The sequence below is a fragment of the Streptomyces sp. NBC_01334 genome (assembly GCF_035983595.1).
Taxonomy (GTDB): domain Bacteria; phylum Actinomycetota; class Actinomycetes; order Streptomycetales; family Streptomycetaceae; genus Streptomyces; species Streptomyces coriariae.
This window is the reverse complement of record NZ_CP130718.1, coordinates 3,651,918-3,664,785: the sequence shown is the minus strand read 5'-3', so window position 1 is coordinate 3,664,785 and position 12,868 is coordinate 3,651,918. Positions and strand designations below refer to the sequence as shown.

Below are 12,868 nucleotides of genomic sequence, written 5' to 3'. Positions count from 1 at the left end.
CCGGTGCCGAGCATCCGAGGGAGCGGGACGTTCGCTGCCGCGACCGCCCGCGCCCATCGTCGACGCGTTCGTACTCGGGGAGATCGCGCCATGCCGCGCACACGCTCTGTCACGTCCTCCGTGCTGGGGGTCGACCGTCGTACCGTCCTCGCCGCCACCGCGGCCGTCTCCGTCTCCGCGGGCGTCGGCTACGCCCTGCGTCCCACCGACAGCGAGGCGGCCCCCGCGGGGCCACCGGCCGCCGCACCGGCGCCCGCCGCCCCGGCCAGGGAGGCCGCGCAGGCTCCCGCCGTGCCCGCCGTGCCCTCCGCCCCCTACACCAAGGGCACCACCCTCGCCTCCGTCGCCGCCCCGCGAGCCGGCTCCGGGTACCGGCGCCTCGGCAGCGCCGCGGGCTGGCGGCGCGTCGTCCGCGGCGACCTGGCCGCGCCCGTGACGGGCCGGGCGGGCCGCCGGACGACCCTCGCCGCCTTCGTCCAGCTCACCGACCTGCACCTGATCGACAGCCAGCACCCGCTGCGCCTGGAGTACCTGCGGGCGGCGAACGAGATCGCGTGGCGTCCCCAGGAGGCGCTCACCGTGCAGGGCGCGGTCGCGCTGGTGGAGCGGGTCAACGCCCTCAGGACCTCTCCCGTCACCGGCGCCCCGCTGGACTTCGTCATCACCACCGGCGACAACACCGACAACAACGCCCACACCGAGCTGGAGTGGTACCTGAAGGTGATGAGCGGCGGCCGCATCACCCCCAACTCCGGCGACCCGCGCCACTACGAGGGCGTCCAGAACAGCGGCGTGCCCCTGTACTGGCAGCCCGGCTCCACCACCCGTGACGCCTACAAACAACGTGGCTTCCCGCACCTGGACGGCTTCCTCGCGGCCGCGATCCGCGAGGTGCGCAGCCCCGGCCTGAACCTGCCCTGGTACTCCACCGTCGGCAACCACGACGCGATGCCGCTGGGCTGCTACGCGCACGGCGACCCGTACCTCGCCGAGTACGCGGTGGGCGGCCGCAAACTGATGGAGCTGAGCACCGTCGAGGCCGCGAGACTCCAGCAGAGCATCAGCGGGGACAAGGACCCCAGGGGCGAGGTCATCCGCGACCTGCTGAAGTCGCACGCCCGCAAGGCACGCTCGGTCACCCCGGACGAACGACGGGCCCCCTACACCCCCGCCGACCACCTCAGGGCCCATCTGGACCCGGCCCACAAGGGCGTGGGCGGACCGGTCGGCCACGGCTACACGGCCGCGAACCTGGACGCGGGCACGCAGTACTACACCTTCCCGATCGCCGACGGCGTGATCGGCGTCAGCCTCGACACCACCGACCCCGGCGGCCACTTCGAGGGCTCCATCGGCACGGCACAGCTGAACTGGCTGGACGCGACCCTGCGGGCCCACCGGGACGCGTACGCCGTCGTCTTCAGCCACCACACCGGCAAGAGCATGGCCAACACCCGTCCCGACCCGGCCCGCCCGGCCGAGCGCCGCCACGACGGAGCCGAGCTGACCGCGTTGCTCGGCCGCCACCCCAACGTCCTGGCCTGGATCAACGGCCACATCCACCGCAACGACATCACCCCGCACAGGGGTTCCGGCGAGGGATCCGCCGAGGGCGGCACCTTCTGGGAGATCTCCACGGCCTCCCATGTGGAGTTCCCGCAGCTCGCACGGGTCGTCGAGCTGGTGGACAACAGGGACGGCACCCTCTCGATCCACACCACCCTCATCGAGTCGTCCGCCCCCCACCGCACGGACCACACCGACCTCTCCCAGACCGGCCTTGCGGCCCTCTACCGGGAGCTGTCCGCGAACGCCCGCTTCGACGGGGCACGGCTGGCCGGCGACGCGAAGGACCGCAACACGGAGCTGCTCCTGCGGAAGGGCGGCCGCAGGTGATCGTCACCTCTTCGGTGGACGGCTGAGGGCCGCGTCCCGGCCGGGAGCGGGGCGTCCTCCCGGCCGTGGCCGCGGCATCGACCGCAGCCACGGCAGCAACTGCGCCACGCCCCAGGCCGCCTCCACGCAGAGGAACGGCCACAGCACCCCGGGGGCGCCCTGGGCCAGCGCGTACGCCATCCACGCCGTGAACAGGGCGCGGGCGAGGCCGTCGAGCAGTCCGTGCACCGGCAGCGGTGCGGCCAGGCGCAGAACGGCCCAGACGATCACGACCGACCCCATCAGATTCGCGAACAGCGTCTGGATCGGGTCGGTCTGCGGGAACGTGCCCAGCCCCCACGCCCGGCTCCACGACGACAGCACGTCATGGACCAGGGCGTACGTCCACGGCGTCGCGAAGCCGGCCGTGACGACGAGGTCGTACCAGGCGCTCGCGCGGACGACACGGAGACGGGAAGGGCGGTCGGGATCGAGGAGAGGTGCGGAAGTGGTCATGCGGCCGACGCTAGACACTGGACTACGCTCCAAGGTCAAGCGTCGGACCGCTACCTGACGGAGGCTCCCGCATGAGAATCGGAGAGCTGGCTGCCCGCACCGGCACCACCCGGGACACCATCCGCTTCTACGAGCGGGTCGGCCTCGTCGAGGGCCGCCGACTGTCCAACGGGTACCGCGACTTCGCGCCGGAGACCGTGGAGTGGCTGGCCTACGTCCGTACCGCGCAGACCCTGGGGTTCACCCTCGCGGAGATCGCCCGGCACGGCGAGGAACTGCGCGAGGCTCCCGACTCCGCGGACGCCCTCTCCGCCCTCTTCGAGCAGAAGATCCAGGTCGTCGACGCCCGCATGGCCGAACTCGCCGCCCTCCGCGCCGAACTCGCCGACCGCGTCGGCACCGGCTGCCCGCTGCGCGCGGCGGGACGGCATGACGGCGTGACGGCATGAGGAGGGGCCGCCGGGTCACACCCGGCGGCCCCTCCTCTCCCCTCCTGGCCCGCCCCGGTCCGTCCCTACCGGGGCAGTACCACGACATACGCGGCCGGGTCCCTGTCGCCCGACGCCATCAACGCCGTGCGGACCACCGCCGCCTGCTGTTCCATCGCGTTCCTCAGCTTCTTCGGCGTGATGTAGACGACCGTGATGCCGAGCCGCTCCAGATGCTCGCGCTTGCGGGCGTATTCCGACCAGAGGGCGTCCTCGTCCTGCCGCGGCGCCCGGGTGTCCAGTTCGACCGCCACCGCCTGCTCCGGCCAGTACGCGTCCAGACCGCCCAGGTGGGGTCCGCCCGGCAGGCGCAGGTCCACGTTCCACACCGGGTCGGGAAGGCCGTAGTCGCGCACCATCGTGTACAGCCGGTCCTCAGCGAACGCGCGTCCCTCCGCGAGCAGCGAGTCCACCGCGTCCACCACGTGCGGGCGGCCCAGCAGCTTGGCGTTGTTCAACTCCCGCACCACCGAAGCCGGTTCGCAGTGGCCCCCGCGTACCGCCTCCGACAGCAGCCGCTGCACCACTCCCGCGTCCGTCAGCCGGGCCACCGCGTCGGCCAGCGCGCGGGGCACCGGCGCCACCGGAACTCCCGTGGCCTGCTCGGGGGTCGGCAGCGAGCCCGTACGGACGACGTGGGCGCAGCCCGTCGAGCGCAGCCGGCGCAGCCGCGGGACCAGGACGTCGATGTGCTCCAGGGACAGCAGCGGGGGAGCGGACGAGAGCCCGTGCAGGTTCAGGGCCGCCAGCCCGGTGATCATCGCCTCCTTGTACACCGGCCGGTGCGGGTCGCCGGCGCCCGGTTGGGTCGGCACCGCGGGCGGCGGCGTCGCCGTGTCGCGGCCCGCGTACATCAGCACCGCGTGCAGGCGCTCCTCGCTGGTCGGCGGGCCCGGGTGGAGCAGGTACACGCCGGGGAGGAGCTGCTGCCAGGGGCCGCCGGGACGGCACTGCTCGTTGGCGTCGGCCACGGCGACGCCCTGCGAGCGGAGCCGGCCCGCCGTCGTGACGCGGCGCTGTACGTCCGACAGGTGGCGGACGGGGCGGGGGGACGCCGAGGGAACCTGGGGGAGCGGGGTGTTGTGGTGGTTCATGCAACGGGGATTCCGCGTCCGGCCGGTCTCCTAACCGCTGTTACACGCCCGTCGACAAATCCGGACAAGCTCGCCCTAAAGGACGGGTGTTCGGATGCCGATGAGGCGCCGAAAACCCCTGGTCCCGAATGAAGGAGCCAGGGGTTACGGGTCGGATTGCCTGAATTCCGTAACGGTGACCGTCAGCGGAATTCATGGCCAAAGCTCAAGGCCGGAGCGCTCGGTCGGTTCAGGCCTGCGCGCCGGCCGCCTGTGCCCGCAGCGACCGCGCCAGGTCGTCGCGCGCCTCCAGCACCAGCCGGCGCAGCGCCGGGGCGGCCGACTCGTGCGCCGCGAGCCACGCGTCCGTCGCCTCCAGCGTCCGGGGGGAGTCCTGGAGCGACGGGAACAGGCCCTTGACGACGGTCATCGCGATCTGGATCGACCGCTCGGCCCAGATCCGCTCGATCGACGCGAAGTACTTCTCCGCGTACGGCACGAGCAGTTCGCGCTGCGAGGGCCGGTCGAATCCCGCGATCGTCGCCTCCACCAGCGCGTTGGACAGCGAGTCCGACTCCACCAGCTGCGCCCACGCCTGCGCCTTCACCGCCGCCGACGGGCGGGCCGCGAGGCAGCGGACCTGATGCCGCTTGCCGGACGCCGTGTCGTCACGGGCCAGTTCGGCCGCCAGCGCCTTCTCGTCGGCGTACCCGTGCGCGACCAGCGGCTCCACGAACACCCAGCGCAGCTCCTGGTCCACCTCCAGGCCGTCGATCTTCGCCGTGCCGTCCAGCAGGCCCCGGAGCAGCTCGAAGTCGGAGTCGGAGGAGGCCACCGTCGCGAAGAAGCGCGCCCAGGCCAGCTGGTGCTCGCTGCCCGGCCCCGCCGCCCGCAGATTCCGCAGCGCGGTGTCGGCCAGCAGCTCCTCGCCCGTCCGCCGCCAGGACCGCGGCGCGTAGTGGACCAGCGCCGACTCCGCCCACGCGTGCAGCATCTGCAGGACGCCGATGTCGGACTCGTGGTGCCCGAACCGCGTCACCAGGTCCACGAAGTCGGCCGCGGGCAGCAGCGCGTCCCGGGTCAGGTTCCACAGCGCCGACCAGCACAGGGCGCGGGCCAGCGGGTCGGTCATCGAACCCAGGTGCTCGCGCAGCGTGGCCAGCGAGGTCTCGTCGAAGCGGATCTTGCAGTACGTCAGGTCGTCGTCGTTGACCAGCACCAGCTCCGGGGCCTCGGCGCCCGCCAGCTCCGTCACGACCGTCCGCGGACCGTCGACGTCCGTCTCGGCGCGCGCGTACCGCACGAGGTGTCCGTCCTCGCGGCGGTACAGGCCGATCGCCACCCGGTGCGGCCGCAGTTCGGGGTACGCCTCGGCGGCCTCCTGGACCACCGCCAGCTCGTCGATCCGGCCCTGCGGGTCCAGCAGCACCTGCGGGGTCAGCGAGTTCACGCCCGCCGTCTGGAGCCAGGACCGCGCCCAGCCGCCCATGTCCCGGCCGCTGGTCTCGGCGAGCACCGACAGCAGGTCACCGAGGCGCGTGTTGCCGTACGCGTGCCGCTTGAAGTAGCGCCGCGCGCCCTCGAGGAACGCGTCCTGGCCGACGTACGCCACCAGTTGCTTCAGCACCGAGGCGCCCTTGGCGTACGTGATGCCGTCGAAGTTCAGCTTCGCGTCCTGGAGGTCGCGGATGTCGGCGGTGATCGGGTGGGTGGAGGGCAGCTGGTCCGCGCGGTAGGCCCACGCCTTGCGGCGGTTGGCGAAGGTGATCCAGGCGTCGGTGAAGCGGGTCGCGCCGACGTTCGCGAACGTGCCCATGAAGTCGGCGAAGGACTCCTTCAGCCACAGGTCGTCCCACCACACCATGGTGACCAGGTCGCCGAACCACATGTGCGCCATCTCGTGCAGGATGACGTTCGCCCGCGCCTCGTACGACGCCTGCGTCACCTTGCCCCGGAAGATGTACTCCTCGCGGAAGGTCACCAGACCCGGGTTCTCCATCGCGCCGAGGTTGTACTCGGGCACGAACGCCTGGTCGTACTTGCCGAACGGGTACGGGTAGTCGAAGTGGTCGTGGAAGAAGTCCAGACCCTGCTTGGTGACGAGGAAGACGTCCGCGGAGTCGAAGTGGGGCGCCAGACCCTTGCGGCACATCGCGCCGAGGGGGATCTCCAGCGTCGTACCGTCACCCAGGTCGCGCGTGTACGTGTCCGTCACATAGTGGTACGGGCCGGCCACGACACAGGTGATGTACGTCGAGATCGGCTTCGTCTCCGCGAAGCGCCACACCCCGTCGGTGCGCTCGCCGACGCCGTTGCTCCACACCACCCACTCCTCGGGCGCCCGCACCTCGAAGCGGAACGGGGCCTTGAGGTCGGGCTGCTCGAAGCCCGCGAAGACCCGGCGGGCGTCGGCCGGCTCGTACTGGGTGTACAGGTACACCTCGCCGTCCTCCGGGTCGACGAAGCGGTGCAGGCCCTCGCCGGTGCGGGAGTAGGCGCACCGGGCGTCGACGACCAGCTCGTTCTCCGCGGCAAGGTCCTCCAGCAGGATCCGGGCGCCGTCGAAGACCTCACCGGGGTCGAGGTCGCGGCCGTTGAGGGAGACGGACGTCACACTCGGCGCGATCAGGTCCACGAAGCTCGACGCGCCGGGCTCGCTGCTGCGGAAGCGGATCGTGGTGACCGACCGGAAGGTGCGAGGCTCGTCCCCGGTCCGGTCGCCGACCGCCGACCGGATGTCGAGGGACACGTCGTACCCGTCGACGGACAGCAGGGCGGCCCGCTCCCGGGCCTCGTCGCGGGACAGGTTCTCACCGGGCACGGCGGTACTCCCTCAGTGCTTGAGCATGGGCTTTCGGACAGGAGTGATCCTGCCACGCGCCCCTGACGCGGGTCAGCAGGGAATGTGCGGCACGGACGCCGGTGTTCAGGGGGGAAAGGCTTATCTCATGAGGATTGCTCGAGGAGAGACATGTCGGAGAAGACCCCCGTCGACTTCTGGTTCGACCCGCTCTGCCCGTGGGCCTGGATGACCTCCCGGTGGGTGCTGGAAGTGGAGAAGGTCCGTGACATCGAGGTCCGCTGGCACATCATGAGCCTCGCCGTCCTCAACGAGAACAAGCTCGACGAGCTGCCCGAGGAGTACCGCGAGATGCTCGCGGTCAAGGCCTGGCAGCCGGTGCGCGTGGTCACCGCCGCCTGGCAGCTGCACGGCGCCGACGTCCTCGGCCCCCTTTACACCGCGCTCGGCACCCGCATCCACAACAACGGCGAGGGCCCGACCGTGGAGGCCATCGCCGGCGCGCTCAAGGACGTCGGTCTGCCCGCGTCCCTGATCGAGTACGCCGAGCAGTCGGACTTCGAGTTCGACGCCCAGCTGCGCGCCTCCCACAAGGAGGGCATCGGGAAGGTCGGCCAGGACGTCGGCACCCCCGTCATCGCCGTTCCCGGCCCCGACGGTGAGCAGATCGCCTTCTTCGGTCCCGTGGTCACCCCCGCGCCGAAGGGCGAGGAAGCCGCCCGCCTCTGGGACGGCACCCTCGCCGTCGCCTCGGTCCCCGGCTTCTACGAGATCAAGCGCTCCCGGACCAAGGGCCCGGACTTCAGCAACCTGTGACGGCAGTGGTGCCCCGCGAGCATCACTCGCGGGGCACCATGGACCCATGACGGAGATCGACACCTCGGTACCGCACTCGGCCCGCATCTGGAACTACTGGCTGGGCGGCAAGGACAACTACCCGGTGGACGAGGAGGCCGGCGACGCCTACACCGCCGTCTTCCCCGGCATCGTCACCATCGCCCGCAGCAGCCGGGCCTTCCTCGGCCGCAGCATCCGTTACCTGGTCGAGGAGGCGGGCATCCGCCAGTTCCTGGACGTCGGCACCGGGCTGCCCACCGTCGACAACACCCACGAGGTCGCCCAGCGCCTCGCCCCCGAGTCGCGGATCGTCTACGTCGACAACGACCCCCTGGTCCTCGCCCACGCCCGCGCCCTGCTCACCTCCACCCCCGAGGGCGTCACCGCCTACGAGGACCTGAACCTCTTCGAGCCCGCGCGCATCCTCGAAGCGGCGAGCCGGACCCTCGACCTCACCCGCCCCACCGCCCTGATCCTCAGCGGCATCCTCGGCCACGTCGACGGCTACGACCGCGCCCGCGACCTCGTCCGCGCCCTGCTGGCCGGCCTGCCCTCGGGCAGCTTCCTCTGCGTCAACGACGGCTCCCGTGGCACCGACCTCGCCTACGAGCAGGCCCAGGACGCCTACAACGAGACGGGGGCCGTCCCGTACTTCCTGCGTCCAATCGAGCAGATCGAGGGCTACTTCGAAGGGCTCGAACTGGTGCCACCGGGCGTGGTGTCCGTCCCGATGTGGCGCCCGGACGGAACGCCTCCGCTGCCGATCGGCCAGCACGGCGGCGTGGGTCGCAAGCCCTGAGTCAGGGCGGCGTGGGCCGCAAGCCCTGAGTCATGGCCGGCGCAACAGCCCCCGCTCCATGGCCACCACCACCGCCCGGGTCCGGTCGTTCACGTCGAGCTTGGCGAACAGGCGCAGCAGATGGGTCTTGACGGTCGCCTCCGAGATCACGAGACGCCGGCCGATCTCGGCGTTGGTCAGCCCGTCGGCGACCGCGCCGAGGACGTCCGTCTCCCGGGCGGTCAGCGCCTCCTGGACCGGGCGCCGCAGCCGGGCCACCAGCTTTTCCGCCACCCGGGGCGCGAGCACCGTCTCCCCGCGCGCCGCCGCACGGATCGCGTCGACGAGCTGCTCGCGCGTGGTGTCCTTCAGCAGATAGCCGATGGCGCCGGCCTCCACCCCGCGCTCGATGTCCGCGTCCGTGTCGTACGTCGTCAGGATCAGCACCCGGGTGCGCGGATGGCGGGCGACGATCTCGGTCGTCGTGGTGACCCCGTCGAGTACCGGCATCCGCAGATCGACCAGAGCCACGTCGGGGTCGTGCCGCTCGACGAGGTCGAGGGCGGCACGGCCGTCGCCCGCCTCTCCGACGATCTCGATGCCGTCCTCACCGGCCAGCAGGGCCACCACCCCGGCCCGCATCACGGTGTGGTCGTCGACCACGACGACCCGCAGCGCCGTCACCTCGCTCATGCCGTTCCCTCCGTGCCCTGGGCCAGGGGGATCGACGCCAGGATCCGCGTCCCGTCCCCGACCGAGCTGGTCACCGTCAGCCGTCCGCCCAGTTCCGACACCCGCTTGCGCATCCCGTCCAGTCCGAAGCCCCTCGACTCCTCCACCACGAACCCGGCGCCGTCGTCGGTGATCTCCAGCTCCACCCCGTAGGGCCGCCGGGCCAGCACCACCCCGACCGTGGAGGCCCGGGCGTGCTTGCGCACATTGGCCAGGGACTCCTGGGTGCAGCGCAGCAGCGCGATACGGGTCCGCTGGTCGCAGTCGAGGTCCGCCAGGTCGGCGGCCACGGTGAGCCCGGTGTCCTCGACGAAACGGTCCAGGACCCGCCGTAGCGCCGGCGCCGCGGAGGCCGCCACCGCGGCGCCCGCCTGCCCGCCCGAGCCCACCAACTCCCGTGCCTCCGCCAGGTTCTCGCGGGCCGTCGACTCGATCGACCGCAACTGCTGGGCGCTGCGCCCCGGATCGGCCGCCATCCCGGCCCGGGCCGCCTCCGCCAGCACCACGATCGACGCGAAGCCCTGCGCGAGGGTGTCGTGGATCTCGCGCGCCAGCCGCTCCCGTTCGTCGGCCGCGCCCTGCCGCTGGTGCGCCGCGGAGAGCTGCGCCTGGGTCCGCTCCAACTCCTCGATGAGCCGCGCCCGTTCGGTGCTCTGCGCGACCACCGAGTGCGCCCACAGCCCGATCAGCACCCCCACCGCGACGACGATGAGGGTGGACACGGCCGTCTCGCCGAGGAACTCCGCCGACCAGCCCTGCAGAAGCCAGCTGCCCAGCAGTGTCGAGGCGGTGGCGAGCCCCAGGAACACCATCGAGATCCTCGGGGTCCGCCCGAACATCCAGTAGTGGGGCAGCGTCACCATGAACAGCGCCGCGTAGCTGGTCCGCAGATACGCCAGCCCGCCGAGCGCGAGCACCAGCACCGTGAGATAGCCGTGCGGCCGCACCACGGGGTTGTCCGGGAAGCGGTCGAGGATCGCGTAGCACAGCACCACGCTGCCCAGCAGCGCGAGCGCCTCGTACATGCCCCCGCCTGGCCGGCCCAGGGCGGCGATCCCGACGGCCATCGCCGCGAACAGCACCCAGCACACCGCGTTCCAGCGGCGCAGGGAGGCGGCCCAGAAGGCGTCGGCGGAGGGCCCGGCGAGAGCGGTCATACCGATCAACGTACGTCGACCACCGGGCGCCCGGGAGGCACTTGGGCCCGCGGCCCCGCCGTCCCCCGGTCCGGCCGCGCCGGCCACCAGCTCCACTCGCCCAGCAGCAGCATCGCCGACGGCAGGATCAGGACGCGTACGACGAAGGCGTCCAGCAGGACGGCCGCCGCGAGCACGAACCCGATCTGCTTCATCTCGATGATGTGGAGGAAGACGAAGCTCACGAACACCGTCGTCATCACGACCGCCGCGCTGGTCACCACGCTCGCCGACCGGCGGACCCCGTCGAGCACCGCCTGCCGGGTCGGGGTGCCCGCGAGCACGGCCTCCCGGATCCTGCTGACGACGAACACCTGGTAGTCCATGGAGAGTCCGAAGAGGATCACGAACAGGAACAGCGGGACGCGCGACCCGATCGAGCCGGTGGAGCGGAAGTCCAGCAGCCCCTCGGCCCAGGTGTGCTGGAAGACGAGGACCAGCAGCCCGAGCGCGGCCGCCGCCGACAGCAGGTTCAGCACCACGCCGATCAGCCCGAGGACGACGGAACGGAACGCGTACAGCGTCATCAGGAAGGTCACCAGCAGCAACGCCGCGAGGACGAGCGGCAGTCTGCCGTTCTGGTGCGCCGGATAGTCGGTGTACCGGGCCACGTCACCGCTGACGCCGTACTCGGCGCCGGCGATCCGGCCGACGGTGGCGGGCAGGTAGTCGTGGCGCAGGTGGTCGAGCGAGTCGTAGGCCTGGTCGGAGTCGCCGAGGTACGGCACGCGCAGTTCGAGGGTGCTGACGCGGTGGTCCGCGGAGGTGCGGAGCCGGGGTGCGCCGGTGAACAGGGGGTCGGCGTCCGAGAGCCGGGCCAGTGCGTCCAGTGCCTCGGCGACCTCGGCGGCCCGTGCTGCCTCGGCGCGCACGACCACCTGGTGGGTGACCCGGTGCTGCGGGAACGCCTCGTTCAGCCGGTCGTACACCCGCATGGCGGGGATCTCGCGGGAGTGGGTGTCCCGGCTCATCTCCGTGATGTGCAGGCCTGCCAGCGGGACGACGAGGGCGAGCAGGGCGAGGACGGAGACACCGAGGGTGGCGAGGGGGTGCCGGGCGGCGGGGCGCAGCAGCGCGGTCCAGACCCGGCCGCCGCTCTCACGCCTCTCCCTCTCGCCGCTTCCGCCCCTCCCGCCGCTTCCGCCGCGGGGACGGCGGACGGGCCTGCCCCGCTCCGCCCGGCGCGCGGCCCTGCGCTCCGCCCGCTTCCCCAGCACCGTCAGCAGCGCGGGGAGCGCCGTCAGGGAGCTGGCCATCGCGACCAGGACGACCACCACGGTGCCGGTGGCGAGCGAGGAGAAGATGACGTCCGAGGCCAGGTACAGCGTGGCGGTGGAGGCGACGACCGCGAACCCGGAGACCATCACCGCCCGGCCCGAGGTGGCGGCCGCCAGCTCGACCAGGGCCTGCGAGCTCAGCCGCCCCCCGGAGCGGGCCCGCTCCTCGCGTTCCCGCTTCAGATAGAAGAGCGTGTAGTCGACGCCGACGGCGAGGCCGATCATCAGGATGACGTTCGTGCCGACCCCGGTGTCCGGGGAGACGTGCGAGGCCACCATCGACAGGCCGACGGCCGCCGCGATCGACGACAGCGCGAGCAGCAGCGGCACGGCGGCCATGGTGAGCGAGCCGAACACGACCAGCAGGGTCAGCAGCGTGACCGGCAGGGTGATCTTCTCGGAGAGCGCGAGGTCGTCACCGCGCTGTTCGTCGACGCCCTTGCTGATGGAGGGGCTGCCGGTCTCCTGGAGCAGCAGCTCCGGGTGGGCCCGCTGGACGGCCGTGGTCTGCGCGGTGAGCGCGTCGACCTTGTCCTTGGCGTCCCGCTCCTCGCCCCGCAGAGCCACCTCGACCATGAGGATCCGGCCGTCGGCGGAGCGGACCGGCGCGGCCACCTCGGCGACCTCGGGCAGCCGCTCCATCCGGGTGGTGAGGTCGTCCACGGCGGCGCGGGCCGCCTCGGCGCCGAGGGCGCCCGACCGCGCGGAGATCAGCACCTGCTCGGCGGACCTGCGTTCCAGATGTCCCTCGGCCGCCATGGCCTCGGCCCGGCCGGCCTCGCCGACCCGGTAGTCGGCCGTCCTCGCGCTGTCCATCCCGACGGCACTGCCGGCCGCCAGGCACAGCACCACGAAGAGAAGCCAGCCGACGATCGCCCGCCAGGGGTGCCGCGCGCTGGAACGCGCCATGCGCACAGTGAGTGATTTCATGCCCAAAAGCCTGTCCGGCCGGGGCAGTTGACGGACAGAGGTGCCCGGTTGAACTTCCCGTCCACCGATCGGTGGACCCGGAGGGTGGGGAGAACCCCCGACGGGGCCGGGGGATCTCCTAGGCGGCCGTCTGCGGCGGCGTCCGGAACTCCTCCGGAAGATCGAAGCCGGACCGCCAGTTGAAGTAGGACTGCACCCGCACACAGCCTTCGCGGGTGCAGCGCCGGTACTTGTCGAGATCCGCCCGGTGCACCAGCACCTGCGTCTGCGTCAGGGCGAAGGCCCGCTCGGCGCCGTGCAGGTGCCGGAAGTGCTGTTCGGTGTCACCGCAGTTGGGGCAACGCCTCTTCGGAAGACCCATGCGGG

The 12,868-nt window shown here is 72.0% G+C and carries 11 protein-coding genes; 4 read left to right on the top strand and 7 right to left on the bottom strand.

The window, feature by feature from the left end; genetic code table 11:
• The first annotated feature begins 90 nt into the window (after positions 1-90).
• Positions 91-1,896 carry a TIGR03767 family metallophosphoesterase gene (locus OG736_RS16380; protein ID WP_327183103.1) on the top strand — a complete coding sequence of 602 codons (1,806 nt, stop codon included), beginning with the start codon at positions 91-93 and terminating at the stop codon, positions 1,894-1,896.
• Between the two features lie 3 nt (positions 1,897-1,899).
• Here OG736_RS16380 and OG736_RS16375 read toward each other — a convergent pair whose 3' ends face one another.
• Positions 1,900-2,391: a hypothetical protein gene (locus OG736_RS16375; protein ID WP_327183102.1), complete on the bottom strand. Its 492-nt coding sequence runs from the start codon at positions 2,389-2,391 to the stop codon at positions 1,900-1,902.
• Positions 2,392-2,462: 71 nt separating this feature from the next.
• Between OG736_RS16375 and OG736_RS16370 the strand changes: the two genes are divergently transcribed.
• Positions 2,463-2,840 carry a MerR family transcriptional regulator gene (locus tag OG736_RS16370; RefSeq protein ID WP_327183101.1) on the top strand — a complete coding sequence of 126 codons (378 nt, stop codon included), beginning with the start codon at positions 2,463-2,465 and terminating at the stop codon, positions 2,838-2,840.
• A 65-nt stretch (positions 2,841-2,905) separates the two neighbouring features.
• Here the strand turns inward: OG736_RS16370 and OG736_RS16365 are convergent, their stop codons facing one another.
• Entirely contained in the window at positions 2,906-3,973 is a 1,068-nt protein-coding gene (locus tag OG736_RS16365) for a hypothetical protein (RefSeq protein ID WP_327183100.1), read from the bottom strand.
• A 229-nt stretch (positions 3,974-4,202) separates the two neighbouring features.
• Positions 4,203-6,773: an aminopeptidase N gene (gene pepN / locus OG736_RS16360; RefSeq protein WP_327183099.1), complete on the bottom strand. Its 2,571-nt coding sequence runs from the start codon at positions 6,771-6,773 to the stop codon at positions 4,203-4,205.
• Positions 6,774-6,923: 150 nt separating this feature from the next.
• On the opposite strand from pepN, the gene OG736_RS16355 reads away from it, so the two are divergent.
• Together OG736_RS16355 and OG736_RS16350 are read left to right on the top strand one after the other, a co-directional pair.
• On the top strand, positions 6,924-7,568 hold the full coding sequence (locus OG736_RS16355) for a mycothiol-dependent nitroreductase Rv2466c family protein (RefSeq protein ID WP_327183098.1): 645 nt from the start codon (positions 6,924-6,926) through the stop codon (positions 7,566-7,568).
• A gap of 46 nt (positions 7,569-7,614) precedes the next feature.
• Positions 7,615-8,388: an SAM-dependent methyltransferase gene (locus OG736_RS16350; protein WP_327183097.1), complete on the top strand. Its 774-nt coding sequence runs from the start codon at positions 7,615-7,617 to the stop codon at positions 8,386-8,388.
• 30 nt (positions 8,389-8,418) lie between these two features.
• Here OG736_RS16350 and OG736_RS16345 read toward each other — a convergent pair whose 3' ends face one another.
• The 4 genes from OG736_RS16345 to OG736_RS16330 all read right to left on the bottom strand — a co-directional run bounded on the left by OG736_RS16345 (position 8,419) and on the right by OG736_RS16330 (position 12,863).
• Entirely contained in the window at positions 8,419-9,060 is a 642-nt protein-coding gene (locus tag OG736_RS16345) for a response regulator (protein ID WP_327183096.1), read from the bottom strand.
• Positions 9,057-10,256, bottom strand: a complete 1,200-nt coding sequence (locus OG736_RS16340) for a sensor histidine kinase (protein WP_327183095.1) — start codon at positions 10,254-10,256, stop codon at positions 9,057-9,059. The genes OG736_RS16345 and OG736_RS16340 overlap by 4 nt, the downstream gene beginning before the upstream one ends.
• 5 nt (positions 10,257-10,261) lie before the next feature.
• Positions 10,262-12,502, bottom strand: coding sequence for an MMPL family transporter (locus OG736_RS16335; RefSeq protein ID WP_327183094.1), 2,241 nt, complete (start codon positions 12,500-12,502; stop codon positions 10,262-10,264).
• Positions 12,503-12,620: 118 nt separating this feature from the next.
• Positions 12,621-12,863, bottom strand: coding sequence for a hypothetical protein (locus OG736_RS16330; RefSeq protein ID WP_327183093.1), 243 nt, complete (start codon positions 12,861-12,863; stop codon positions 12,621-12,623).
• Positions 12,864-12,868 lie beyond the last annotated feature (5 nt).

What these genes read in the sequence shown, in the direction of transcription:
- OG736_RS16380 (WP_327183103.1), top strand. Translation starts at nt 91, where the DNA reads ATGCCGCGCACACGCTCTGTCACGTCCTCCGTGCTGGGGGTCGACCGT.
- OG736_RS16375 (WP_327183102.1), bottom strand. Translation starts at nt 2,391, where the DNA reads ATGACCACTTCCGCACCTCTCCTCGATCCCGACCGCCCTTCCCGTCTC.
- OG736_RS16370 (WP_327183101.1), top strand. Translation starts at nt 2,463, where the DNA reads ATGAGAATCGGAGAGCTGGCTGCCCGCACCGGCACCACCCGGGACACC.
- OG736_RS16365 (WP_327183100.1), bottom strand. Translation starts at nt 3,973, where the DNA reads ATGAACCACCACAACACCCCGCTCCCCCAGGTTCCCTCGGCGTCCCCC.
- OG736_RS16355 (WP_327183098.1), top strand. Translation starts at nt 6,924, where the DNA reads ATGTCGGAGAAGACCCCCGTCGACTTCTGGTTCGACCCGCTCTGCCCG.
- OG736_RS16350 (WP_327183097.1), top strand. Translation starts at nt 7,615, where the DNA reads ATGACGGAGATCGACACCTCGGTACCGCACTCGGCCCGCATCTGGAAC.
- OG736_RS16345 (WP_327183096.1), bottom strand. Translation starts at nt 9,060, where the DNA reads ATGAGCGAGGTGACGGCGCTGCGGGTCGTCGTGGTCGACGACCACACC.
- OG736_RS16340 (WP_327183095.1), bottom strand. Translation starts at nt 10,256, where the DNA reads ATGACCGCTCTCGCCGGGCCCTCCGCCGACGCCTTCTGGGCCGCCTCC.
- OG736_RS16335 (WP_327183094.1), bottom strand. Translation starts at nt 12,502, where the DNA reads ATGAAATCACTCACTGTGCGCATGGCGCGTTCCAGCGCGCGGCACCCC.
- OG736_RS16330 (WP_327183093.1), bottom strand. Translation starts at nt 12,863, where the DNA reads ATGGGTCTTCCGAAGAGGCGTTGCCCCAACTGCGGTGACACCGAACAG.